At 64.3% G+C, this 24,373-nt stretch carries 24 protein-coding genes and 1 pseudogene; 9 read left to right on the top strand and 16 right to left on the bottom strand.

The genetic code is table 11. From position 1 onward, the window contains the following. The 5 genes from WBB14_RS22925 to WBB14_RS22945 all read right to left on the bottom strand — a co-directional run. On the bottom strand, positions 1-779 hold a 779-nt coding region (locus WBB14_RS22925; protein WP_424241875.1), incomplete at its 3' end, for a ComEC/Rec2 family competence protein. Positions 780-980: 201 nt separating this feature from the next. Next, positions 981-1,913, bottom strand: coding sequence for an SDR family NAD(P)-dependent oxidoreductase (locus tag WBB14_RS22930; RefSeq protein WP_424241876.1), 933 nt, complete (start codon positions 1,911-1,913; stop codon positions 981-983). A gap of 2 nt (positions 1,914-1,915) precedes the next feature. Continuing rightward, a complete protein-coding gene (locus WBB14_RS22935) occupies positions 1,916-3,499 on the bottom strand; it encodes an AMP-binding protein (protein ID WP_424241877.1) in 1,584 nt (527 codons plus the stop codon). A 159-nt stretch (positions 3,500-3,658) separates the two neighbouring features. Next, a complete protein-coding gene (locus WBB14_RS22940; RefSeq protein ID WP_424241878.1) occupies positions 3,659-4,078 on the bottom strand; it encodes a MaoC/PaaZ C-terminal domain-containing protein in 420 nt (139 codons plus the stop codon). An 11-nt stretch (positions 4,079-4,089) separates the two neighbouring features. After that, positions 4,090-4,536 carry a MaoC family dehydratase N-terminal domain-containing protein gene (locus tag WBB14_RS22945; protein ID WP_424241879.1) on the bottom strand — a complete coding sequence of 149 codons (447 nt, stop codon included), beginning with the start codon at positions 4,534-4,536 and terminating at the stop codon, positions 4,090-4,092. Between the two features lie 207 nt (positions 4,537-4,743). On the opposite strand from WBB14_RS22945, the gene WBB14_RS22950 reads away from it, so the two are divergent. From WBB14_RS22950 to WBB14_RS22965, 4 genes are all read left to right on the top strand, one after another. Further along, the gene (locus WBB14_RS22950; RefSeq protein ID WP_424241880.1) at positions 4,744-5,142 is read left to right on the top strand and encodes a Zn-ribbon domain-containing OB-fold protein; all 399 of its coding nucleotides are present in this window, start codon (positions 4,744-4,746) and stop codon (positions 5,140-5,142) included. Next, a complete protein-coding gene (locus WBB14_RS22955) occupies positions 5,139-6,302 on the top strand; it encodes a thiolase C-terminal domain-containing protein (RefSeq protein ID WP_424241881.1) in 1,164 nt (387 codons plus the stop codon). Before WBB14_RS22950 ends, WBB14_RS22955 begins: the two co-directional genes overlap by 4 nt. A 55-nt stretch (positions 6,303-6,357) precedes the next feature. Further along, the gene (locus WBB14_RS22960) at positions 6,358-7,098 is read left to right on the top strand and encodes a TetR/AcrR family transcriptional regulator (protein ID WP_424241882.1); all 741 of its coding nucleotides are present in this window, start codon (positions 6,358-6,360) and stop codon (positions 7,096-7,098) included. 64 nt (positions 7,099-7,162) lie between these two features. After that, positions 7,163-8,371, top strand: a complete 1,209-nt coding sequence (locus WBB14_RS22965) for a benzoate/H(+) symporter BenE family transporter (protein ID WP_424241883.1) — start codon at positions 7,163-7,165, stop codon at positions 8,369-8,371. A 33-nt stretch (positions 8,372-8,404) separates the two neighbouring features. Here the strand turns inward: WBB14_RS22965 and WBB14_RS22970 are convergent, their stop codons facing one another. The 3 genes from WBB14_RS22970 to WBB14_RS22980 all read right to left on the bottom strand — a co-directional run bounded on the left by WBB14_RS22970 (position 8,405) and on the right by WBB14_RS22980 (position 11,830). After that, positions 8,405-9,817 carry an amidohydrolase family protein gene (locus WBB14_RS22970; RefSeq protein WP_424241884.1) on the bottom strand — a complete coding sequence of 471 codons (1,413 nt, stop codon included), beginning with the start codon at positions 9,815-9,817 and terminating at the stop codon, positions 8,405-8,407. A gap of 170 nt (positions 9,818-9,987) precedes the next feature. After that, positions 9,988-10,962 carry a hypothetical protein gene (locus WBB14_RS22975; RefSeq protein ID WP_424241885.1) on the bottom strand — a complete coding sequence of 325 codons (975 nt, stop codon included), beginning with the start codon at positions 10,960-10,962 and terminating at the stop codon, positions 9,988-9,990. 10 nt (positions 10,963-10,972) lie between these two features. Next, positions 10,973-11,830, bottom strand: a complete 858-nt coding sequence (locus WBB14_RS22980) for a DUF2272 domain-containing protein (RefSeq protein ID WP_424241886.1) — start codon at positions 11,828-11,830, stop codon at positions 10,973-10,975. A 488-nt stretch (positions 11,831-12,318) separates the two neighbouring features. On the opposite strand from WBB14_RS22980, the gene WBB14_RS22985 reads away from it, so the two are divergent. The 5 genes from WBB14_RS22985 (at position 12,319) to WBB14_RS23005 (ending at position 17,634) form a co-directional block, all read left to right on the top strand. Beyond that, positions 12,319-13,842, top strand: a complete 1,524-nt coding sequence (locus tag WBB14_RS22985) for an amidohydrolase family protein (RefSeq protein WP_424241887.1) — start codon at positions 12,319-12,321, stop codon at positions 13,840-13,842. A 118-nt stretch (positions 13,843-13,960) separates the two neighbouring features. Further along, positions 13,961-15,070 (top strand): ABC transporter substrate-binding protein, encoded by a 1,110-nt coding sequence (locus WBB14_RS22990; protein WP_424241888.1) that lies wholly within the window; start codon positions 13,961-13,963, stop codon positions 15,068-15,070. A 9-nt stretch (positions 15,071-15,079) separates the two neighbouring features. After that, positions 15,080-15,943 (top strand): ABC transporter permease, encoded by an 864-nt coding sequence (locus tag WBB14_RS22995; RefSeq protein ID WP_424241889.1) that lies wholly within the window; start codon positions 15,080-15,082, stop codon positions 15,941-15,943. Next, positions 15,940-16,749 (top strand): ABC transporter permease, encoded by an 810-nt coding sequence (locus WBB14_RS23000; RefSeq protein ID WP_424241890.1) that lies wholly within the window; start codon positions 15,940-15,942, stop codon positions 16,747-16,749. Before WBB14_RS22995 ends, WBB14_RS23000 begins: the two co-directional genes overlap by 4 nt. Positions 16,750-16,764: 15 nt before the next feature. Beyond that, complete coding sequence (locus WBB14_RS23005) at positions 16,765-17,634, top strand: ABC transporter ATP-binding protein (protein WP_424241891.1); 870 nt, start codon at positions 16,765-16,767, stop codon at positions 17,632-17,634. 70 nt (positions 17,635-17,704) lie between these two features. Here WBB14_RS23005 and WBB14_RS23010 read toward each other — a convergent pair whose 3' ends face one another. The 8 genes and pseudogenes from WBB14_RS23010 to WBB14_RS23045 all read right to left on the bottom strand — a co-directional run. Next, entirely contained in the window at positions 17,705-18,658 is a 954-nt protein-coding gene (locus WBB14_RS23010) for a Bug family tripartite tricarboxylate transporter substrate binding protein (RefSeq protein ID WP_424241897.1), read from the bottom strand. A gap of 138 nt (positions 18,659-18,796) precedes the next feature. After that, on the bottom strand, positions 18,797-19,216 hold the full coding sequence (locus WBB14_RS23015) for a nuclear transport factor 2 family protein (RefSeq protein ID WP_424241892.1): 420 nt from the start codon (positions 19,214-19,216) through the stop codon (positions 18,797-18,799). A gap of 8 nt (positions 19,217-19,224) precedes the next feature. Then, positions 19,225-20,448 (bottom strand): NAD(P)/FAD-dependent oxidoreductase, encoded by a 1,224-nt coding sequence (locus WBB14_RS23020; protein ID WP_424241893.1) that lies wholly within the window; start codon positions 20,446-20,448, stop codon positions 19,225-19,227. Next, entirely contained in the window at positions 20,445-20,765 is a 321-nt protein-coding gene (locus tag WBB14_RS23025) for a non-heme iron oxygenase ferredoxin subunit (RefSeq protein ID WP_424241894.1), read from the bottom strand. The genes WBB14_RS23020 and WBB14_RS23025 overlap by 4 nt, the downstream gene beginning before the upstream one ends. A gap of 2 nt (positions 20,766-20,767) precedes the next feature. Beyond that, positions 20,768-22,036, bottom strand: a complete 1,269-nt coding sequence (locus tag WBB14_RS23030) for an aromatic ring-hydroxylating dioxygenase subunit alpha (RefSeq protein WP_424241895.1) — start codon at positions 22,034-22,036, stop codon at positions 20,768-20,770. 22 nt (positions 22,037-22,058) lie between these two features. Next, positions 22,059-22,550: an aromatic-ring-hydroxylating dioxygenase subunit beta gene (locus tag WBB14_RS23035; RefSeq protein ID WP_332016134.1), complete on the bottom strand. Its 492-nt coding sequence runs from the start codon at positions 22,548-22,550 to the stop codon at positions 22,059-22,061. 26 nt (positions 22,551-22,576) lie between these two features. Beyond that, complete coding sequence (locus WBB14_RS23040; protein WP_424241896.1) at positions 22,577-23,680, bottom strand: cupin domain-containing protein; 1,104 nt, start codon at positions 23,678-23,680, stop codon at positions 22,577-22,579. A gap of 57 nt (positions 23,681-23,737) precedes the next feature. After that, positions 23,738-24,373: pseudogene (locus tag WBB14_RS23045) on the bottom strand (ornithine cyclodeaminase family protein); the annotation flags it as partial.

The following is a 24,373-nucleotide window of genomic DNA, read 5'->3' on the forward strand; positions in this document are numbered from 1 at the left end:
GGCACATGCTCGGCCAGCCCCGCGCCGCGCCAGCGCCCCCGCCGCCACAACGCCGCCACCAGCAGCCCGGCGATGCCCGCTATCGAGGTCACATGCATGCCGCTGATCGACACCAGATGCGTGATACCGCTGCGGTTGAACAGGCGCCAGTCCTCGCGTGCCACCCCGGCCTGATCGCCGATGGCCAGGGCTATCATCACCGGCGCGTAGCGATGCTCCCCCAGGGCGGCGCGCAAGCCCTCCCGCACCTGATGGCGCGCCCGCTCTATCGCGATGCCCGGCGTCGCCCAGGGCCGGTCCGCCAGCAGCCTGGGCTGCCCGCGCACCGTACCCACCGCGCGTATCCCCTGCGCGAACAGGCGTCCTTCCGCATCGGGCCCGGCAGGATTCAGCGGGCCGTGGGGACGCCGCAGCACTAGTGCCATGCGCCAGACCTGGCCCGGTTTGAGTTCGGGAAGCGCGGCCTGCGGGCCGGGCGGCGCCTGCCAACTGACCTGGATGCGCGACGGAATGCCAGGCGGCGCCGGCTCGTCCACTTCGGCTAGGAAGCGCAGGCTGTGCGCATCCCCTTCTGGCAGACCCGCGATGCGTAGCACCAAGCGCGACACGGCGTCCTGATGCGCGTCCGACAGCGCGTCGTCCAACCTGGACTGCGCTTGCAAGCTGGCGTTGAGCAAGCCCGCGCATACGCCCAGCGCCAAGACCACGAGCAAACGCGCGGCGCCGCGCCGCAGGCGCATGCCGGCGGCAGGCGCGAGCAGGCACGCTCCTGCCAGCAACCAAGTGGCCCCGGCTCCTGGAAGCCGGGGCCACAGCTGGACCAGTCCCGCGCCCGCCACGAACGCCACGCAGAATATTCGCCCTGTGATATGCGTCTCCCGAAACGGGACAGCGTAGGCCGAGACGTGGCGACGTAGCGGATAGTGTGTATGTTTTCAGCCATCACGGCCGAACGCAGATCCGAAGACTTGGCGCGACTTCTAGCCCGCTGACGCGCTGGCGAGCTGCGTCGCGAACACGCTGGGAGGCAAGCCATCGGCGACCTGCTTGAATGTCTTTTCCAACATGGAAGACAACTGATCGAACTGCCAAGGGCTGGCGGAGCAGATTTGGCGAATCTCTTCGGGATTGCTGTACAGCCCCACGTCGAAGCCGCCGGCCGACAGAGTGCGCCCTGAAAGCCAGCTCGAACGTTCGCTGGCAAGATACAACACGATGGGCGCAATGTTCTCCGGCATGAGCGCGGCAATTCCGGCATTGCCTGCGTCGCCCACTTTCTTGTCGCCGGGAATCGTGCCGGTCAGACGGGTCGCCGCCACCGGAGCGATGGCGTTCGCCGTGACCCCGTACCGCGCGAGCCCTTGCGCCAGCGAATACGTCAGCCCCACCACCCCCATCTTGGCGGCGGCATAGTTCGCCTGCCCGGGAGAGCCCTGCAAACCCGAAGCCGACGTGAAGTTGATGATGCGATAGTTCCCGTTCGGGTTCCGCTGCTGGCGAAAGTACGCCGCCGCCGGCTGAACGGTGCTGAAATGTCCCTTCAGGTGCACGCGGATGACGGCGTCCCAATCCGCTTCGGTCATGTTGAAGATCATCCGATCGCGCAGTATGCCCGCCACATTGACGACGATATCGAGCTTGCCGAACTTTGCTACTGCCGTCTCGACCAGCCGCCGCCCGGTAGCCACGTCGGCAATATCGCCGGAGTCGGCTACGGCGCTGCCTTTCAGATCATTGATCTGCTCGGCGACACGATGCACCGGGCCGTTGTCGCCGCCAGTACCGTCTGGCCCGGTTCCCAGATCGTTGATGACCAGATTCGCGCCCTCTCGCGCAAACGCGAGGGCAACCGCCGCGCCAATTCCCTGTCCTGCTCCTGTGATGATCGCGGTACGGCCTTTCAGGATACCCATGCTCAAATCTCCATTTTGGATGTGTTGTAACGATCCCTAAGAACATTCCTCTGGAGCTTCCCCGCTTCCGTGCGGGGCAGCTCATCAAGAAATACATACCTTCCCGGACACTTGTAGCCCGCCAGTGTTTCGGCCGCGTAGGCCCGGAGTTCTTGAACCAAGGCTGCGCGATCCGCGCCTGCGTCGGCAGGCTGTATCACCGCCAGGACGCTCTGCCCCCATTCGGGGTCGCTCACGCCGATGACCGCGACATCCTTCACCGATCCGTGGGTAATAAGGCGGCCTTCGATTTCAGCGGGATAGATGTTCACGCCGCCCGACAGGATCAGGTCATTGCGGCGGTCGAGAATGAACAGAAAGCCATCCTCATCCAGGGTGCCGATGTCGCCAGAAGTCGCATAGCCATCGGCGAGATGCGTCGAGCGGGTCTTTTCCTCGTCCTTGTGATACGAAAAATCGGTCATGCCGCTACGCGAATAGATCATGCCGACTTCGCCCGCGGGCAATTCCTCGCCATGCTCGCCGACTATCTTGAGCACGGTGCCGGGTGCCGCCCTGCCTACCGTTCCAGGCTTGTTCAGCCAATCTTGCGGGCCCACCACCGAGTACATGCCAGCCTCCGTCGAGCCCAGGTATTCCCAGATTTTCGGCCCGAACCAATCCATCATCTTGAACTTGACATCGATCGGGCAAGGCGCGCCGGCATGCACCACGCACTTCAAGCTTGAAACATCGTATTTTTCGCGGTTTTCCAGCCGCAGCAATCTGACAAAATGGGTCGGCACCATGTGCACGGTCGATACCTGATATTTCTCGATATCCCGCAATGCCAGTTCGGCATCGAACTTGTTGCGGCAAACAACCGTGTGGCCGCGATGCAGGGACATCATCGCCCACGCCGCAGGCGCGGAGTGATACAGCGGCGAAAACACCAGGTGGCAGCCGGGGTCATGAGAAACGCCCAGCAGATCCAGCCCGTCCGGGACGTTTCCGATGGCTTCCTCCGGACTCTTGTCCACGAGCTTGCGCTTCACACCCTTGGGCCTGCCGGTAGTCCCGGAGGTATAGCCCATCCACGAGCCCGCACTGCGCTGATCGGGGACGCGGCTGCCCGCCTTCAATTCGTCGAATCCGCCCCAGCCAGGCTCTGCCCCGTCAATGCTGAAGCGCATCGCAGGCAATTCAGCGCAAGCAAGGCCGGACGTGAACGCATTTGACGCGACCAACATCTTTGAGTCGCTATCGCGCAAGATGTAGGCAATTTCTTCGGCAGTAAGGTGCCAATTGATCGGCACCAGGTACAGCCCGAGTTGCCCCGTGGCCAAGGCAAGCTCGAAATAGGCCTGACAGTTCTTCAGCAGCACGGCGACCGCGTCGCCCCTGCGCAGGCCGCGCGCGCGCAGCCCATTCGACAGTCTGTTGACCTCGTCCAGCAACTTGCCAAAGGTCGTCGATGTTCCGTCCGCCTCAATGTACGCAATGCGCTCGGGATGCCTGCCGGCGAGGCTGTAGAAACCTTTCGATTCGGGTCCTTGGCCGTCCATGTGTCTTCCTCCAATGATTTGCTGTGCAAACTCGTTTTCCATCGTCCGTCAAACTGCTTGTTTAATTTACGGACGATTATTGTCTGTAAATATTAGTGCCGCGTTCTGCCGCTGTCAAGCGGCAAGACCCGCGGCCCGGTTTCGTGGGAATCGAGCGGGCCCGCTGGCAGCGCACGCACGACGCGTGACGGCCTTGCTGCCTCAATAGGCAGCCACGACGGCCTCGCCAATGACCTTCTGTCCGCCATTTTGATCCAGGCACCCCAGACTCAGCTTGACCAGCCTATCACCCTGCGCAACGGACTTTTCGATCACGCGGCCTACACAATTTGGCTTGTCGCCTACGTTCGTGATTCCGGTAAACCTCACTGACATGCTGCGGATGTCTTCCTGCGGAACCAGTTTTGTCAGCAACCTTCCCAGATATGCGGCCGAAAGCATGCCGTGCGCAAATACGTCCTGCATTTTGGCTTTCCTGGCGAAATCGATATCCACATGTATCGGGTTGTGGTCGCCGGATGCGCCGCAGTACAACGCCAAGGTAGTCCGGGTAATGGCCGGAATATCTGTCAGCGCGATCTCATCGCCGACCGAAACCGCGGAAAAATCAAGTCTTTGCATGGCCGTTCCCCTTATCCGTTTCTACGCTCGACGATAGTGCTGCGAAGCTGAGCCACCACGTGGCCATCGACATCGCTCACGGCAGTTTCCATGACGACAAAATGAAGCTGGCCATCCTTTTTGTCGTACACGTCGGCCACCTTGGTTTCAAACTGCAGGACGTCGCCGGCATACACCATTTTTTTGTAGCTGAACGCCTGCTCGGCGTGCAGGATGCGCGCCAGGTCCAACTTCAAGCGCGACAGGGTATTGCCGGCGCCCGAGACCTCGCCATTCAGGCAGAACAGGAAGGTCGGCGGAACGGGAATGCCCCGGTGCCCGGCGTCAAGCGCCGCGGACTCGTCAAAGTAGATCGGATCGCTCTCTCCGATTGCTTTGGAAAAAAATCTCAACCGCCCGCTTTCTACCGTTGCGGCTCCGCGGGACAGGATCGTCCCGATATCAGTCGGCTCAGCCATTGCGCATCTCCGTGGAAGAATTTTCGCCCTGGTGCCGGCAGGCTCTCCAGACCACCAATCCCCTGCCTTCGGGACTGTTGACACGGCCACATGCCAGCACTATTATTTTCAGACTTATTTCGTCTGTAAATCATCGTAGCACGGAAATTGCGCAGATCAATAGCAAGTCGAAGCAACGCCATCGTCAATCAAACCGAAACGACATTCATGAAGCCCATACCCACACCAGAAACCCTTCCATACTGGAACGCGGCAAAACAAGGCCGGCTCGAAATCCAACATTGCAATGATTGCGGCAAGTTCTACTTCTATCCCGGTATTTTCTGCCGGCATTGCCTTTCCGATCAGGTCCGGTGGCAACAGGTTTCCGGAAAAGCAAAACTGATCTCCTATGTGATCAACCACCGCCCCATTCCAGGCAATGAAGGCGCATCGCCCGTCATCGCCCTGGTCCAGCTGGCCGAAGGCCCGCGCATGATGACCAACATCGTGGGCGTCGCGCCGCAACCGGAGAACCTGCCATTGGACATGGACCTGATAGTGGACTTTGTGCAACGCGATGGCGTATCGCTTCCCGTGTTTCAGCCCGAGGTAACCAGCAAATGAGCGAAAAAAACATGCATGGCGGCAACGTGGCCATCGTGGGCGCCGCCGAAACGGATGAGATCGGCATCGTTCCTTCCAAATCCGTGATCGCGCTTCATGCCGAAGCGGCGAGAAATGCGCTGCGCGACGCAGGCTTGTCACCCTCGGACGTAGACGGCATCGCCACCGCGGGACTGATGCCGATGGAGGTCTCGCACTATCTGGGGATCACCCCCAGATGGATCGATGGCACGATGGTCGGCGGATGCAGCTTCCTTTCCCATGTGCGGCACGCCGCGGCCGCCATTGCTTCGGGCGCTGCGAACGTGGTCCTCATCACGCATGGCGAGTCCGGCCGCTCAAGAGTCGGGGCGCCCGCCTGGGCCATCAACGCGGCCGCTGCGGATGGGCAATTCGAAGCGCCATATGGGGCCGTGGCGCCGTATTCCACCTTTACCGTGCCCGCCTTGCGGTTCCTGCATGACCGGGGGATGGGACCGCGGGATCTCGCCGAAGTCGTGGTCGCGCAGCGAAAATGGGCAAGCCGCAACTCCCGCGCCCTGCGCCGGGAAATCGTCACCGCCGATGAAGTGCTCTCCGCGCCTGTCATCGCTTACCCGTTCACCCGCGATATGTGTTGTGTCGTCACCGACGGCGGCGGCGCCCTGGTATTGACCAGCGCCGCGCGGGCCGCGGACCTGCCTTCGGCAGACCGCGCGGTCTACTTGCTGGGGTCCGGCGAATCCGCCGAATCGCGGCTGGTGTCGCAAATGGAAGACGTCAGTTCGTTCCAGTCCTTCCGCCGATCCTCCAAGGAGGCGTTCGAAACCAGCGGCGTCAGCCATGACGACGTGGACCATCTGATGTGCTACGACGCGTTCGCGCACTTGCCGCTATACATGCTCGAAGATATCGGGTTCGTGGGCAAAGGCGAGTCCGGCGCCTTCATTGCCGAGGGCAATACGCTGCCGTCCGGCAGGCTGCCCATGAATACCAATGGAGGGGGGCTCTGCTACACTCACACGGGCATGTACGGCATGTTTGCCATTCAGGAAGCGGTACGCCAGTTGCGGGGCAGCGCCGAAGCTCAGGTCGAAGACGCGCAGCTTAGTTTTGTGCAGGGCGTGGGGCTGTTTTTTGCGGCATCGACTAGTTTGGTGCTATCCACCAGCCGCCCCTGATTCCCGTACGCGGGTATACGCCCGGCATCTGAGCGGTAAGTCCCCCCGAAGGAGCATGCGCGATGACGGCATGCTCCGTTTTGCTTTATGGCGAGCCTTGCTCGCCACCCGCTTCGTCTCCGAGGGCAGAATTCTGAATCCGTCTACACCTGGCCGCGGCCGTCCGATAGATCCCACGCTCGAGCCCCGGGTCTTTGCCGCGACACTCACCCTCTATAAAGAGCTGGGCTGGGCCGGGCTGACCATAGATGGCGTTGCACGCGCGGCAAAAGTCGGTAAAGCCGCAATCTACAAGCGCTGGCCCAACAAGGAAGCCTTGATTGCGGACACCTTGCAAGACATGTCCGCCCCGTTTCCGGATTTCGGCAATACTGGATCCCTGCGCGGAGATCTGGTCCACCTGGCGGTGGCAATCCTGCGATTCTATGCGCAGGGCTACGGACTCATCGTCACCCGGGTCCGCATCGAGGCAAAGCTCTTTCCTGAAGTACTGGGCAAGTCGCTTGCGGGCTGGGAACGCCATAGCCGGGAACACGGACGCAAGATCATCGTGCAGGCGATGGAGCGGAATGAAATACCGAAAGACGTCTCCCCTGCCCTGATACTCGACCTGGTCGCCGGCGCGCTGTTGAATCACTTCCTGTACACCCCAGAGGACAAAATGGAATTGCTTCAGAAGAACTGCGCGAGCTATGCCGAAACGGTGGTCGACTTCGTGCTGCGTGGCGTAGGCTATCGGCCCGCCTCGCCCGACGGCTCGCCGGGCGCTCCGGCTCGGCCGACCCGCGGCTCATAGGGCGGCATTTCCTGTATTGTGTCGGTGCCCGGCAAGATGCTTCACTCATTAATGAGATAAGTCCATGGCCCACCCAGACACGATTCCAGCCGCCCCGTCTTCATTCCCGGCGACTGAACTGACGAACGCTTTCGTCGCTTTCCTGTTTTCCGCTTCCGCGCCAGTGGCCATCATCCTGAGCGCGGGCGTGAAGGGAGGCCTCAGCCAGGCCACCCTGGCCTCGTGGATATTTGCCGCATTCGTGCTTAACGGCATCCTCACCATCGTGATGTCCGCCATCTACCGGCAACCGCTCGCCTTTCTCTGGACCATACCTGGCGCGGTGCTCGTGGCCAGCGCCCTGCAGCACCTGCCCTTTGCCGAGGTTATCGGCGCCTATCTGCTGACCGCCGCGCTGATGCTGGTGCTGGGATTGACGGGCTGGGTCGGCGCCATCATGGACCGCATCCCCATGCCCATCGTCATGGGCATGGTTGCCGGCGTCTTCCTCAGCTTCGCGTTGGACTGGATCAAGTCGTTCGCGTCCGATCCCTGGCTGGCCGGCGTCATGACCGCCACCTTCTTCCTGGTCTCGGCCTTCCCTGCCGTGCAAAAGCGGCTCTCGCCCATCATCGGCGCGCTGATCGCGGGAATAGGCGTGCTGGTATTCATGGGACGAGCGCCGCAACTGGAGCACGTCACGCTTGCGACCTCGGTGGCAAGCCCGCAGTTCTACGCGCCGGTGTTCTCCTGGGCCGCGGCATTCGAGCTGGTCCTGCCTTTGGCCGTGACCGTGATCGCGGTGCAGAACGCGCAAGGGATTGCCGTGCTGAGGAATTCGCTGCATCGTCCGCCGGTCAATGCGATCACCAACGCCTGCGGCGTGTTCTCGGCGCTGACCGCAAGCCTGGGCTGCGTGTCCACCTGCCTGGCCGGCCCTTCAAACGCCATCATCGCCTCCGGCGCCGACGCGTCGAGGCACTGGCTGGCCGCGATCTTCCTGGGTGTGATGGTGATCGTGTTCGGACTGTTCTCGCCGCTGGTCACGCAAGCGCTATTGGCCACGCCCGCGGCCTTCGTGGCGACGCTGGCGGGACTGGCGCTCCTGCGCATCCTGCAAGGCGCGTTCCATACCGCTTTCCGCCAGCACTTCACGCTGGGCGCCCTGGTCGCCTTTCTGGTGACTCTGGGCGGCCTGCCCCTGCTCGGCATCGGCGCGCCGTTCTGGGGCGTGGTGTTCGGCGTGGCGACCAGCTTCATCCTTGAGCGCGCGGATTTTTCGAAGACCAGATAGCCAAAATCGTGCGGGCGACACACAAGCGCCGACTCAAGAAGCCGAAGGCGGTTGTGCTGCTTTGCCAAAACAGCCAATCGCATTGCCACCAAAGAGCGATTCAGAATTTATGAGATCGCTCGTTGCTCGCAAGATTTCCGACGGATACCGGGCCCATGCGCGCTCTTGAGAGAGCATGTGCCAATCGCTGCCATACATGAGTCTGGCATTCAGCACTGCATGGGTTTCGAAGATCCTCTTCAATTGACCGCGCGCGCTGCAACTCTCCAACTTTCCGCATCTCAGATTTTCCCAGTAACCCGTATCGCCATAGAGGTTCTTCCCCGCGCCAGCCTCCATCAGGGCGGCAAACCCGGCTGACCAACCGTCAAGGTCATCTCCCCCAAAGTGGCCGATGTTCACGCGTGGCGAGTCCAGTTTCATCAGCGCTTGCGTCCATCCCTGCGGGCTTGCGTACTCGTCATGCAGGTCATCCAACCCCATTGTTGACGCGCCGTGAGCCATCACCGGCACGTCCAGACGCTGGGCAATATTCCACATCGCCGTCAGCTCACGCTCCAGGGCCGCACCCGACGGTACCCCCGGCCGCATTGGGTGAACGTCAGGGTTGACAAGAGGCCTGAATCCGTTCGGCGGGTAAATCTTGATGCCGACAAACCCCCGACTTTCTATCGCGTCGGCCACCCGCATGCGGACCCGCTTAGGGTCCAGCACCGCACTCCAGGGGTTGTACGCGACCAAGGGGCGCATGTATCCATTCGACAGCACTGAAAGCAACTGATGCAGCGCTATCTGGCTCTCTTGCGATGAAAGGGCTGCGGGAGCCAGCCAATAATCGAAGTCGACCAAGGAGGCAAGCACGCGATCGACCCCGAAAGCCTGGTCACCCGTGGTGAACGACTGCTGGTACGCGAGCAGATTCATCCATCGATAGGACAGCATGTATCCCACGAAACCCACAACACCTTCCCGATATGCTCCGCCACCCGGGGCCGCGCCATCGCTCATGGGTTCCGTCAGTCCTCCGGTCTCGGTGGCTTGAAAAACCAGTGCCATCGTGTCCGGTCCCAGGCTTCCGTCCACCCCTCCCTGTGTAAAGCTCGTAGGCGCCGCACCGTTGTAGATCCTCTCAAAATCAGTTTCTCGTACCACCTCAAAGAAAAGGGCCGACTGTCTTCTCAAGAACTCTGCTCGCCGCTGGCGCAGGACCGTTTCGCTTGCCTCTGGCGGCAGGCCCATTACCGCATGGTTGCGAGCCATTCCGACAAGCTCTTTGATTTCTTCATCGGCGGTCGGCGCCAGGGATGCAATCCGGCCGGCAAGTGGGGCCAACGCTCTAATCAGCGCCCTGGATACGCCGGATCGGCTATGCGCAACCGGCCCCGCCAGGAATCCTTCCACCGGCACATCGCTGGCATTAAAGAAGTGCGCGTGGGTATCGACCACCCAAGCCGGCGCGCCCTTGGCCTTCCTCCCAGGACGCGGTGTCAGGATAGGGCTGAGACCCTCGGGCAGAGTGCTGTCTTGAGCGTCTTCCGAAGCTAGGCGCGGCGATCGGCACCCCCCAATAAAGGGCAGCGCGACTAGCGCGCTCAAGAGTTCACGACGCCGGGGTTTCATACAGGGAGCCAGCTCGCGCGGCTTAGTTTGCGCGAATGGCGCGGCTCAGGCTGGTTCTCCGCAAAAAAAGAAAATGAAACGTGCGTCTCGTCGATATCGACCAGACCATAGTTCCTGTACGTCTCTCCGACCGTCACAGCGTATTTCACTGCCGCGCCCGATGAGGTCGCCTCATGCAGGGGCCAACCCGTGGTGAAAAAAGCATCAGACTCGTTACGGTGGATATCCCCGCTGAGCACCAGGATCTTGCTGGCGGCTGCCCGGCCAAGCAGCCACTCCCAGTCACCGGCATACCCAACCTTGTAATCAGCACAGGTGGAGCCACTGGCAAAGAGGTGAATGGCATCAGGCGCGCGCTCCATGGCAACGTCGAAGCCGGCTCTTTGTCGGGCGCCCAATATCGTGCGCGCGTCGTCTGGAATCAGCCAGGTTCCCGTACGCCAGCTGCGCACATCGGCAAGATGCAACATCACGTCATTCGACAGCTTGATACTTGGCGATTCCAGAGGCGGTTGATTCGGCTTCCAAAGGGACGGAGCATCGTAGGCATTGGGAAATGAGCCAGCCGCCATGCCTTTTTTCAGAGTCTTGCGAAACGCCTCATGCAGGGCAGTGCTGATACGCAGTTTCGGCGCCTGAGCGGGGCTCTCGCTGGCTACCGCGCCCAAGACATCATTCCATAGGCAGTCGTGATCGTCCCAAGTCGTCCAGACGCAACCCGCTGGCAGCGACTTCACAAGCCTTGAGAACTGCGCCTGCTGAAGCAGCTCGCTGTACCGAGAAAACGCATGTTTGGCAAAGTCGTTCACGCTCATATCCTTTGGATGCCCTGCTTCCTCGACATGTATGTCCAGGTACATGCTGTCGCCGAGCAAGATCAAATGATCCGGCGCTTGCGCCCTGATCCAGTCCCAAACTGGCTGGTCATTGAATACATTGGTGGCGATGCAAGACGCGAATGCGATGCGCATGACAGTTACCTCAAGCGACTCGATTTTTCATCAGGACAATTGCTTCTCCGACCAGCTTTCCCTTATCGAACCGCTGGTTCTTTCCGAGCTTTCCGTCGGCCATCAGCTGGTATCCGGTAACGTAGACGGACTGCCTGACGTTGCCGCCCACGGCCAACGCAACTTCGGAACCTACCGCCACAACAATGTCAGAATGGCTAGGAGCCTCCGGATTTTTCGTCGCCGCGAGATATTGGTCGAACGTGAAGGGAGTTCCCCGCCAACTGCCGATGATGTCGCCAACCTGCGGCTTGTCTTCCATTAGCGGAACACCCCAGAACGGCGCGGACACATCCTTGCTCGCCCCCTTCTTGATGGCGTCCCACATGAACCTCGCGTGGCCGATTGACTGCTTGAAGGCCTGGTACTCCGGGATAACCTTCGCCGCGTTCCTTACCATGAGGGAAATGGCAACGGCGGACCAGGGGTAACCGGTATCTTTTCCGGTCAGGTCCTGACCCAGCGCCTTCCACATTTCGTGGATGTAGCTGCTATAGGGTTCAGCGTTCTCTTTCCCGTGCCCTTTGTCGAATCGAAGCCACTGCTCCACCGCGGCCGCCACAAGCGCTTCACGCGCGCGCGTGGCGGGTGACCGCAGGGTTGGCTGTTTGGCCTTGGCCCACTTGAACTTCGAGTCCGCCAGGCCGTCAACCGAATATCCCTCGAGCGCCACCCCGGCAATTTCCGTTTGAACGTGATGCCACCCACCCGGCCCGTCCCCCAGATCGAAAATTTCCTGGCCCAGCGTGAGACTGCCGATCGGCGAGTTCTTCGCAGTACTGGGCGTGGACCGCAGGTTGACAGCCTCGACATTGACGAAACGTTTCATGAGACGCTCCCTGACCGCCCCCGGGCATTGGCCGCTGTGCGCGCCAAACCGAGACCACGATCTCTACCAACTCAATATGCGCAAGCCGGCACGCTTTCCAAGTTGCAGTGCAAGCCAAGGTACGTGAAAAAACCCGGATCATCTCTCCGCCAGTTGAATGAAGCGCAACGGAGCAGATGCCATCCGCACACGCGGAAATCCTGGGAAGAGATGCTCCCCTCAGGTTATTGCCATGGCAGCGCTGGGATCGATGTGCACGGCCTTGGCGCAAACCATGTTAGGAGCGTCTTTTCGATGGCGCATACCCAACTTTGAGTATGCGGACCGCGAGACTCGTCCACCCCCCACCCATGCCATAAGCACATCACTTGGTTAGAAATTTCGTATCGGTCGTTTGGCCAGGCAACCATCTCCCGTACTGTGATCAGTCCGCGCCGGCCTTGCCGAATCCGCAAGGCGCCGCGTCCGTTTCACTCTCGGAGACCCGCATGAACGACCGGCTGCACCGTACCCAGGCTTCCCGCTCCGCCGCCATCAAGGCGAAGCTGGACTATCCCGTGATCGATACCGACGTACACGTCAACGACTACGCGCCCGTGCTGGAGGACTACATCCAGCACTATGGCGGCTCCAAGCTGGTGGACGTGCTGCGCAAGACGCAGGGCTCGCGCTTCGCCACCAAGTCCCAGGGCAAGGACTGGTATCAGCAGACGCCCGCCGAACGGCAACACAACCGCACGCTGCGTTCGCCCTGGTGGGCGCGCGTCACACGCAATACCCTGGACCTGGCCACGGTCACGCTGCCGGAGCTGCTGTATGAACGCCTGGAGGAGCAAGGCTCCGACTACTCCATCCTGTTTCCCAACGACGTGCTGGCGCCTCTGGGCGCAGGCGACGAATACCGTCAGCCCTTGCATCGCGCGATCAACCATTTCCATGCGGACCAGTACCGCAAGTACAGCGACCGGCTGACGCCCGTGGCGGGCATTCCCCTGAACACGCCGCGGGAAGCCATCGAAGAACTCGAATTCGCCGTCAAGACGCTGGGGCTGAAGGTGGCGAACATTCCGGGCGGCGTGCGCCGGCCGATCAAGGCCATCGCCGACAAGTACCCGCCGGCGGAGTACCCGGAGATCGCGCGGCATGCGTCCTACGTCGACTTCTTCGGGCTGGACAGCGAGTACGACTACGACCCGTTCTGGGCCAAGGCGGTGGAGCTGGGCGTGCCGCTCGCCACCCATTACGGCAGCCAGGGCTGGACTGGCCGGCATTCCATCAGCAACTATATGTTCAACCATATCGGCCATTTCGCCGACGGCTCCCAGGCCTTCGCCAAGGCGCTGTTCTTCGGCGGCGTGACGCGGCGCTTTCCCGATCTGCGCGTGGCCTTGCTGGAGGGCGGCGCGGACTGGGGCGCGCATGTGTACGCGCATCTGGTGGACCGCTGGGAAAAGCGCAACCGCAACGCCGTGCAGCAGTACAACCCGGCCAATGCGGACGTGGAACTGCTGGCGGACCTGTTCGAGCGCTACGGCGCTGAACTGCTGAAGGGACGCGAAGTGAACAAGGACACCCTGCTGCGCGACAGCCTGGGCCTGTCGGCGCTGCATCACAGCCGCGAGCCCCAGGGCGATGAGCTCGACGACTTCGCCGCGGCCGGCATCGACAGCGTGGAGGACATCCGCAAGCGCTGGGTCGACAGCTTCTACTTCGGATCGGAGGCCGACGACCGGACCATAGGCGCCGCCTTCAACGACCGCGCCAATCCGCTGAACACCAAGCTCAACGCGATCTGGTCGTCGGACGTCGGCCACTGGGACGTGCCCGACCTGACCGAGCCGCTGGCCGAAAGCTGGGACCTGGTCGAAGACGGCGTGATCAGCGCGGCGGACTTCAAGGCCCTGGTGTTCGACAACCCCTACCGCTTCTACACCCAGGCGCATCCCGAATTCTTCAAGGGCACGCGCATCGAGCAGAAGCTACAGGCGCGCGCCGAGAAGCGCGCGGCCTGACCTCGTTGCTATCCGGCAATTCCGCCCGTCCGCATACGCCGGCGGGTGGCTGGTGCTGCCCGCGGCCAGCGCGCGCCGGCCCGGGCCCCTTTTTTCATCATCACCTTTTGGAACGACCATGCGCACCCTGTTCTCTCCCCACAGCCTGATTTCACGCCTGACGCTGGGCGCTGCCCTGTGCGCCGTCAGCCTCGCCTCCCTGGCCGCGCCCGAGGTGGTGCGCATCGGCGTGGCGACCGCCGGCGGCGGCGACCCCATCACCTGGGGCGGCTCGCCGGGCGGCGTGGCGCGCGCCAACAACTGGCTGGAGGCGGCCTTCCAGGGCACGGGCACCCAGGTGCAATGGCTGTTCTTCAAGGGCGCCGGCCCGGCGGTCAACGAAGCGCTCTCGAACAAGCAGATCGATTTCGCCTACCAGGGCGACCTGCCTTCGGTGGTGGGCCGCTCCAACGGCCTGAAGACCCGCATCCTGCTGGGCAGCGGCGTGCGCAACAACCTTTACGTCTCCACGCCCAAGAACTCCGCACTGCAATCGCTGGAGGACCTGAAGGACCGCAAGGTGTCGATCTTCCGCGGCACCAATGGCCATCTGGTCGCCATCAACGTGCTGGCCTCGCGCCAGCTGACCGAGCGCGACATCAAGGGCGTCAACCTGGACACCGGCAGCGCGCAGGCGGCGCTGGTCTCCAACGGCGTGGACGCGGCGTTTGGCGGCTATGAGTACTTCAAGCTGCGCGACCAGGGCCTGGCGCGCATCATCTATTCGACCAAGGGCCAGGATCCCTCGTTCACCCGCCAGGCGTCCCTGTTGGTGCGCGAGGACTTCGAGGAAGAGAACCCCGAGGCCGTGCAGCGCGTGGTCGACGTGTTCGTGCGCGCGGCGCAATGGTCTTCCGATGAGCAGAACCGCGACGCCCTCTTCCAGCTGTGGGCGCGCAGCGGCACGCCATATGCGTCCTGGCAGGCGGAGTTCGAGGGCGAAGTGCTGGCGGTGCGCAATTCTCCGCTGCTGGATGAATTCCTGGCCTCGCGCTACCAGGCCGTGGCGAACGATGCGCTGAAGTTGAAGCTGATCCGCCGCCCGGTCAGCGTGGACGGCTGGTTCGAACCGCGCTATCTCAACGCCGCGTTGCAGAAGGCCAATCTCTCGACCCGCTGGACCGCGTTCAACGCGCAAGGCCAGCCTGCATCCAGCGAGCGCCAGGCGAACACCGCCGCGGCGCGATAAGGAGCCTCCATGGCTGAGAACACCCTGAGCGCGCCGCTTCCGTCCACACGGCGTAGCGCGCGCCACACACCTTTTGGTCTGCTGCGCAGCGCCGGCGGCCGTCTGCTGCCCTGGCTGCTGCCCCTGGCGCTGCTCGCACTCTGGCAACTGGGCGCGTCCCAAGGCTGGATCTCGCCGCAGGTGCTGCCCTCGCCTCATTTCGTCTGGCTCACCTTGCAGGACCTCTATGGCAGCGGCGACCTGTGGCTGCATGTGCAGGCCAGCATGCAGCGCGTGCTGGTGGGCTTCGCGGTCGGCAGCGCACTGGGCCTGGCGCTGGGCGCGGCGATGGGACTGTGGCGCCCGCTGGAAGCCTACATCCTGCCCACCTTCAACGCCCTGGTGCAGATCCCGGTGTTGGCCTGGCTGCCCTTCGTGCTGCTGCTGGTGGGCATAGGCGAGCCGCTGAAGTACATCCTGATCGCCAAGGCGGCGCTGGTGCCGGTGACGCTGAACACCTTGCAGGGATTCCGGCAGACGCCGGCCAGCCTGCTGGAAGTTGCCCGCGTCCACGGCTACACGCGGCGCCAGCAGGTACTGGAAGTGGTGCTGCCGCATGCATTGCCCACGCTCTTTACCGGCCTGCGCCTGGGCTTCACCAAGGCCTGGCTGTCGCTGGTGGTGGTGGAGCTGGTCGCGTCCAGCGAAGGGCTGGGCTATCTGATCGTCTATGGCCGGCAACTGTTCCAACTGGACCTGGTGATGGCGGCGGTGATCGTGGTGGGCGCCATCGGCTACGCCATCGACAAGCTGCTGGACCTGGCCGAAACCCGCGCCGCCGGCGGCCAGGCCGCTACCCGCCTGGGCGCGGCGTCCGCAGGAGGCCACGCATGACGGTGGCGTTCATCTCCCCGCTTCCCGCGGCCCGCCGCGCAAGCCGCTGGCTGCAAGCGCGCTGGCGCGGCCTGGTACTGCCCGCCGCCGCGATCCTGGCCTGGTGGGCGCTGGCGCAGCTGAACTGGGTATCCACGCCCTTGCTGGTGTCGCCAGGCAAGGTGCTGGAGACGGCCGCCAGCCAGATCTCCTCGGGCCGGCTGTGGCGCGCGCTGAGCGCAAGCCTGGCGCGCGAATTCACCGGATTCGCGATAGGCACCGCACTCGGCCTGATACTGGGCGCGCTGCTGGGACTGCTGCCCTTGTTCAACCGCATCGTGGGGCCCAGCTTCAACACCTTCAAGCAGATCTCGCTGTTCGCCTGGATCCCGCTCATCTCGGTCTGGTTCGGCCTGGGCGACGTGGCCAAGGTGACGTTCCTGTCGCTAGCGGCCTTGGTACCCGTCGTCGTCAACACCTGCGACGGCATACGCAGCACCCCCACGACGCTGCTGGAAGTGGCGCGCGTGTTCGGCTACTCCCGCTGGCAGACACTGCTGCACGTGGTGCTGCCTTCGGCAGCGCCCTCGATATTCACCGGCGTGTACCTGGCGCTGATCTACTCCTGGCTGGCGACCATAGGCGCCGAGTACCTGCTGGTGGCCGGCCATGGCATAGGCAACACTCTGATCGAAGGCAGCGAACACTTCCAGATGGACCTGGTGATCTTCGGCATGTTCGTGATCGGCCTGGTGGGATGGACCATGAATGCATTGGCCCGTGCGCTGGAGCGCCGGCTGGCGCGGCACCGCCATGGCGCCGCCTGATAAAGAAGGAAAGGAATGACTAGCATCTTCGGCAAGGAATTGAACATCCGCGGCGTGGGCAAACGCTATGCCGGCCCCGCCGACGGCGCGCAGGCGCTGCAGGTCCTCCAGGACATCAACCTCGACGTGCCCGCCGGGCGCTTCGTCAGCATTGTGGGCGCCAGCGGCTGCGGCAAGTCCACGCTGCTGCGCCTGATCCTGGGCTTGGACGGCGATTACTCCGGCCAGATCCTGCTGGACGGCAAGCCGGTGCGCGGCGCGGGCCTGGACCGCGGCATCGTGTTCCAGGACCACCGCCTTTTTCCATGGCTGAACGTGGAGCGCAATATCGCGACGGCGCTACGCAACGCGCCCCTGTCGAAGGCGGAAAAGCGCGAGCTGGTGGCCGAGCATATCGCGCTGGTCGGCTTGCAAGGCTTCGAGAAATCCTACCCGCACCAGATCTCGGGCGGCATGGCGCAGCGCGTGGCGATCGCGCGCGGCCTGGTCAACCGCCCGCGCGTGCTGCTGCTGGACGAACCCCTGGGCGCGCTGGACGCGCTGACGCGGTCCCGACTGCAGAACGAGTTGCAGCGCATCTGGCAGCAGGAGCAGATCACCATGGTGCTGGTCACGCACGACGTGGAGGAAGCCGTGTTCCTGGGCGACCGCGTCGTGGTGATGCAGCCACGTCCGGGACGCATCCGCCGCATCGTCGAGGTCGATCTGCCGCATCCGCGCAACCGCAGCGACCCGCGCTTCATCCGGCTGCGCGACGATGTGCTGAGCGACTTCCTCGGTCCGGATGGGCGCGTGGCGGATCACGAACCGCTGCCGCCCCCCGGAGGACTGGCGGCCACGGTGGGATCTTTGCCCGCGCTCGGGCGCCTGCGCATGGCTTGGTGAGCGTCCTTGTTTCCCAAGGGAAAAGCCGGCGGCACGCGCCGCCGGCTTGGCTCTTTCAGGCGATTGCCATTCAGTCGATCGAGGCGCCCGCCACCTTCACGACCTTGCCCAGCCGCGCGTACTCTTCCGCGCCGAACTCCGCCAGAGCCTGGCGCGAGGTGGGCGAAGGAATGGCGCCGCGGGATTCCAGCATCTTGCGCACCTCGGGCTGCTGCAGCGCGCGGTTGACGGCGGCATTGAGCTTGTCCAGCACCGCCACCGGCGTGCCCTTGGGCGCGTACAGGCCGTCCCAGGCGAAGAACTCATAGCCCTTGAGGCCGGCTTCGTTCAGCGTGGGGATATCCGGGTTGGACGCCACCCGCTCCGGCGTCGTCACGCCCAGCGCGCGCAGCTTGCCCGCCGCGATCTGTCCCGACACGTTGGGCATGACGTCGATCATGAACGAAATACGCCCGCCCAGGAGATCGGTCATGGCCGCGCCGCCGCCCTTGTAGGGGATGTGCATGACCTTGGTGCCCGCCATCTGGTTAAGCAGTTCACAGGCCAGATGCGAGGACGTGCCGTTGCCGGCGGAACCGCAGGTCAGTTCACCGGGGTTGGATTTGGCGTAGGCCAGCAACTGCGCCAGGGTCTTGAAGCGCTCGTCCGTGGCGTTGACCACCAGCGCCGCGGCGATGACCGTGAAGCGCGAGATCGGCTCGAAGTCGGACGGCGCATAGCCCGGCGACTTGTACAGCCAGTGATTGGTGGCCTGGGTGCCATTGGTGCCATAGGACAGCGTGTAGCCGTCGGGCTTGGCGCGCGCGGCGATCGAGGTGCCGATATTGCCGCCCGCGCCGGGGCGGTTCTCGATGATGATGGACTGTCCGAGTTCGCGCGATAGGGGTTCGGCGACCAGGCGCGCCAGCGTGTCGCCACCGCCGCCGGCCGCGAACGGCACCACCAGCGTAAGCGGGTGGGTCGGCCAGTCGGCCTGCTGCGCCTGGGCGCCCGACACGACGGCCGCACAGGCGGCCGCCAGCATGCAATGCAAGATTCTTGAGGGTTTCACTGTTTGTCTCCTGAGGGATTTTGGGTACGCGACCGCTGCTTTTTGAATAGTCCGGGCGCGCGAGCTTGTATCGATTCGGGGTGCGTGGGGATCTCCGTGATACTCAGGCCGTCATTCCGGCGGGAGATGGCGGCGGCTGCTCTTGTCGGCCAGCCGCCAGCCGCCTTCCGTCTCCACCAGCACGTCCTGGCATTCGCGGATGGACACCAGGCGCGGCGCGCCGCCTTGTTCGTGCGGCACGCTGTCGTATGCGGTCAGGAAATAGCCGACCGTCGCGCGCGCACCGGCCAACTCGACCAGCCGCAGATTGGTGATGACATGGCAGGTGCTGCGTTCGGGCGCGCGGGCATTCAGGGCTTCCAGGATTTCCTGGCGGCCGGCGAGCCGGCGTCCCTGCCGTTGCCAGACGCCATCCTCGGCCATGAGCGCGGCGGCGGCCTCGTGACGCCGCATGTCCAGGGCATGGAAGAATTCCAGCACCACGGATTCGCAGGCCGCCTTGGCCAGCATGGGCAAAATAGGGTTTTCCATTGCGATCCTCATCCAATCTGGGCGCTGGCCAGCGGCACATCCGGCCGCTGCAACAACGCCGGGTCCAGGGCCGCGCGCTGCGCGATCCATTTGCGCAGCTGGCGGAAATCGCGCGCCGCATCCACCGATACGCCAGCCACGGCGCAGCCCTGTGCGTCCAGCGCCACCGACAGCAAGGCGCGGTCCGCGGCCTGCGGCCGCAGCACTTCGCTGCGGGCCAGGCCCGGGAATCCGACGATCTGCACCATGGCGTCGTATTGCTCCGACCAGACGGCGCCGGTCGGCGCATAAGGCTCGCCCAGGCCCAGGGCCGACAACGCGGCGGCCGTGCCCTGGTCCTGCGCGTTCTGCCAGGACTCCATGCGCGCCTGGCCGTCCTCGGCCGCCAGCACCGCGACGTCGCCCGCCGCGTAGACGTCCGGCGCCGAAGTCCTGCAATACGCGTCCACCAGCACGCCGCGTTCGCAGGCGATGCCGGCCGCGCGCGCCAGTTCGTCATTGGCCCGCAGGCCCACGCCCAACACGATCGCGTCCGCGTCCAGGCGCGTGCCGTCGGCCAGTTCCGCCATCGGACGGCCGTCCGCCTGCGCCAGCACCGCGCGCAGGCCGGTGTTCAGCCGCAAGTCCACGCCATGCGCGGCATGCAGCGCGGCCAGGTGCGCCGAAACGCCGGGCTGCACGCTGCGGGCGCACAGCCGCGGCCCTTGCTCCAGCACGGTCACGGCGCTGCCCGACTGGCGCGCCGTCGCGGCTACCTCCAGCCCGATCCAGCCGCCGCCGACCACGACCAGACGGCGTCCCGGCCCCAGGCTGGCACGCAGGCGCAGCGCGTCGCCGCGGGTACGCAGCACGTGCACGCCCGGGCCGTCGACGCCCGGCAGCGCGGGCACTATCGGGCTGCCGCCCATGCACAGGATCAGCTTGTCGTAGGCAACGGCGCCGCCATCCGAGGTATCCACCCGGCTGTCGGCCACGCGCAGACGCGTCGCCGACACGCCTGGCTGGAACTCGATGTGCAGCGCGGCCAGCCGCTCGGCCGAAAACAGCTCAGTGCTTTCTGGCAGGGCCTGGCCGCCCAGCACCGCCTTGCTCAAGGGCGGGCGTTCGTAAGGCGCGTGAGGCTCATCGCCCAGCAGCACGATGCGGCCTTCGTAGCCGCGCTCGCGCAAGGTCGCCGCGGCCCAGCCGCCCGCCTGGCCCGCGCCAACCACCACGATGGCGGCCGAGCTCATGCCGCCTCCGCCTTCAGGTAGACGGTACCCGCCTCCACCCGCACCTCGTAGCGGCGCAGGTCCGTCGTGACGGGCGGGCATTGCGGCTTGCCGGTGCGGATGTCGAAGACCCCCTGGTGCAGCGGGCATTCGATGGTGCCGTCCTCCAGGTAGCCATCGGCCAGGCTGGCATTGCCATGCGGGCAGCGGTCCTGCGTGGCGCAGATATCGCCCTGCAGGTCGTAGAGGCAGACGCCCTCGCCCTCATGCACCACGCGCAAGGTGCCGGTGTCGGGCGAAATGTCCGACACCATCGCGACCGGTTTCCAGATATCCATGCTCACAGCCCCATCGCCTGGCGGTAGTAGTCGTAGAAGGACCGGATCAGCACCTCGGTCACCATATAGTCGGCGGGCTCGGTATCGCGGCCGCCCATCTCGACGATGCCGCGCGCTTCCGGGTAGCCGGTGACGCCGATCTGCACCTGGTTCAGCATTTCGCTGTCGTCCATCGACACGAAGCCGGCCGGACCCAGCAGGTTGGCGTGCTTCAGGCGCAGGCGGGTCATTTCCTCGTCGTCGTCCTCGTAGCCGTAGTAGGTGAACACCAGTTCGTGCTCGGTGGGGCTGCGCGGAATCACGTGGCGGGTCTTGAGCGAGTTGGCCTGGATGCCGAACTGCGCGGCTGGGAACACCCACGCGCCGCCGACGCGACCACGATTGAACTCGGCGCGCGGGGTCACCGTCTCCAGGTCCAGCAATTCGAGGTCGTCGCGGAAGCGGCTCATCTCCGTGGTCGCTTCGGTCTTCTTCTTGCCCTCGTTGTGCGACACCATCACGCTGTGCGCGCCACCGCCGGTGGGGATGCACTCGGACTTGGAGTCCGCGCGCCACAGGCCGAAGGTGATGTAGAAGGTGTGCAGCAGCGTGGCGTGGTACGGATCCTTCAGGTTCTCGAGGTACATCTTCCAGTTGCTGGGGATCAGCTGGCGGCTGTAGCCCAGCAGCTTGAGCGGCTTGCCCGGCAGCATGTGGTCGATCTCGGCCAGCACCTCGGGGCCGCAATACTCTTCGAAGCTGGGCGCGTCCTCGGCAAAGGTGGCCCAGATCGAACCGCCGCGGTTCACGCTGCGCAGCTTGCGGATGCCGTTCTGCTTGGGATCGAAGTCACGCGGCATGCCGCCACGGCCCATGGCGCCGCGCCTGAACGGCACGCCCTGCAGGTTGCCGTTCAGGTCGTAGTTCCACTGGTGGTACGGGCAGGTGAAGTCCTCCACTTTGCCGGTGTTCTGCCAGCAGATCTGCGCGCCGCGGTGCGCGCAGCGGTTCTCCAGCACGTTGATCTCGCCTTCCGCGTTGCGGACCATGACCACGGGGCGGTTGCCGATCCAGTTGCGCTTGTAGCAGCCGGTTTCCGGCACTTCGCACTCCAGACCCACGTAGTTCCAGGTCTTGCCGCCGAAGAACACGTCCATTTCCTTCTGGAAGATGGCGGGATCGGTGTATACCCAGTTGGGGATGCGCGTATAGCCCTCCTTGGGCCAGCGGCGTTCGATATGGATGGGAGCCGCCGCCGGAGCCTCCGGCACGGTGGTGTGGGAACAGGTCATGACAGGTATCCTCGGGGCGGATTCAGATGGGAACGATGAGCGAGGTGCGCACGCGGTAGTTGTCGTACACGCAGTCGCGGCGGCTGAAGGCCAGGCCCTCGGGCGTTACGCGCAGCACATCCAGGTAGCGGCCCACCATGTTCAAGGTGGGCTCCCGGTCGGACAGCGACTCCATCACGGCGAAGTTGGCCTGCGCCACGATGTGGTCGCCCTGCACTTCCAGGACGCGCACGCCACTGACGAAGTGGCGCAGCGAACGCGGCTCGAACATGGTGGTTTCGCGCAAGGCGGTGACGCGGTCGCGCACCATGTTCTTGTTCATGCAATAGATCAGGCCCAGCGGCAGGCCGGCGTCATGGTTCTCGCGCGACAGCACGCGGTAGTGGCAGTCTTCCGTGAAGAAGCCGGGCCAGTCCTCCAGCCGGTCTTCGTCCAGGCAGTAGGCGTAGTCGTCGTAGAAGTCCCGCAGGCGTGCGCGCAGCGCCGGGGTGTCGGAAATTTCAGTCATGGTCATTGCGGATCCAGGTATCGGTTCTAGGCCTATCGAGCCGTGGCGGCCAGCTGCGCGCGGTTGCTTTCGAAGCCGCTCTGGCTGCCCAGCGCCAGGATGGGCTCCTGCATGCGCTCCTGCCAGATCAGCGACTCCATGGCGATCTGCAGCGGGTGGTCCTGAACCGTCAGCGCGGAAGTTGTCTCCGTGCCGGAGTGATGCGAGTGCATGGCCCAGCCCGGCGCCGACAGGATCAGGTCGCCCGCCTTCCAGTCCAGCCGCACGCCGTTGACCTTGCTGTAGCCGTTGCCGCGCAGGTAATAGTTGATGGCCGACGAACTGTGGCGGTGCGGCACATGGTGGTTGTCCGGCGGCGACGAGGAAATGGTGGCGAAGAAGCTGTGCGTGGTGCCGATACGGCGCTCGGTCGCCGGGTTGTACAGCACGAACAGGCGGCGGCCGTTGTAACCGCGCGCCATGTCCTCGACGCTGGGCAGCTGGCGCGAGACCGCGGTCCAGGGCCAGTGCAGGGCCTTGGATTCCAGCACCTCGATGTCGATCAGCCATTCATAGCCCAGCAGCCAGGCGCCCTCGGGCGTGATTTGCTCGCGCAGCGCCAGGTCGCGCGAACGCGCCGCATCCGGCGCGCGCGGCGGCACCGGCTTGGTGTTGGCGTCGGCCGGCGGCACGCCGCCCTCGAACTCCTCGACGTAGTGGATCTCCAGCTTTTCCAGCAGCGGGGCGTTGGAGTACGACAGGCGCACCCATGGCGTCTTGCCTTCGTTGCGGTAGGAATGCACCTGCATCGCCGGCGTGTTCCAGACGTCCCAGTGCCGGACGCGGATGTCGCGTCCGGCCACCGTGGCCACGCCCTCGCCGCTGATACAGATCTCCAGCATGTTGGAGTTCTTGCGCAGGTTGTAGGTGCTTTCACCCGGATTGACCACGTTGATGGTGACGTCCGTTCCCGGGGCCAGGCCCAGGCCCGGGGCCGTGGCCTCAGGGTGCACGATGAGGGACGCGCGGCGGCCGTTGTCCGGCCGGGGCGCGTCGGTCAGGCGCGCGATCTCAAGATCGATATCCTCTTTGGGGATGACGATGGACTGCCATTTGTTTTGTTCCCGCGGACTCGCGCCGCTGACATCGACGAACATGGGGTCTCCTCTTGCCGCCGGCGCCTCGCGCCGGCTGTCTGGTTATGCGGATTCGGTTCAGGGCTGCGACAGCAGCAGGTTCTCGCGGGTCTGGGGCGGCAACGCCACGCCCAGGCCGTGGTCGCGGGCGTGCTCGTACACCACCCGCGCCATCGCCAGATCGGACAGGCCCATGCCCATGCCCTTGAAGATCGTCAGCCGCGCATCCTGCGGGCGGCCTGCGTCCGCGGCGAGCAGATCGCTCAGCACCGCCACGCCCGGCCATGGCGCGCCATCGGCGCCATAGCGTTCGCGCAATTCACGCGAGCCGCGGCGCGCGTTCTCCATGTCGTCCACCACCACTCGGTCCGCGCGTTCGAACACGTCCTGCGCGAATTCGGCCTTGGTCGGCAGGATCGCGCCCACGGCGTTCAGGTGCCTGCAGTCGGCCAGCATGGCCGCGTCGACGAAAGGTTCGACGGCGCGCGTGATCAAGGTGACGATTTCCGCGCCGGCCAGCGCCTGCTCCAGGCTGGATGCGTCCTCGACCTCGAATCGATACTTGGCTTGCACGCTGGCGACAAAGGCGCGGCGGTTTTCCGGCGTGGGGCTGTAGACGCGCACGCGGCGCAGATCGCGCACGGCGGCCAGCGCGGCCAACTGCGTGACGGCCTGCGGCCCGGTGCCGATCAGCGCGGCACAGGCGGCATCGGC

Origin of the sequence: Achromobacter sp., from assembly GCF_049647645.1 — a bacterium.
Lineage (GTDB): Bacteria > Pseudomonadota > Gammaproteobacteria > Burkholderiales > Burkholderiaceae_B > Achromobacter.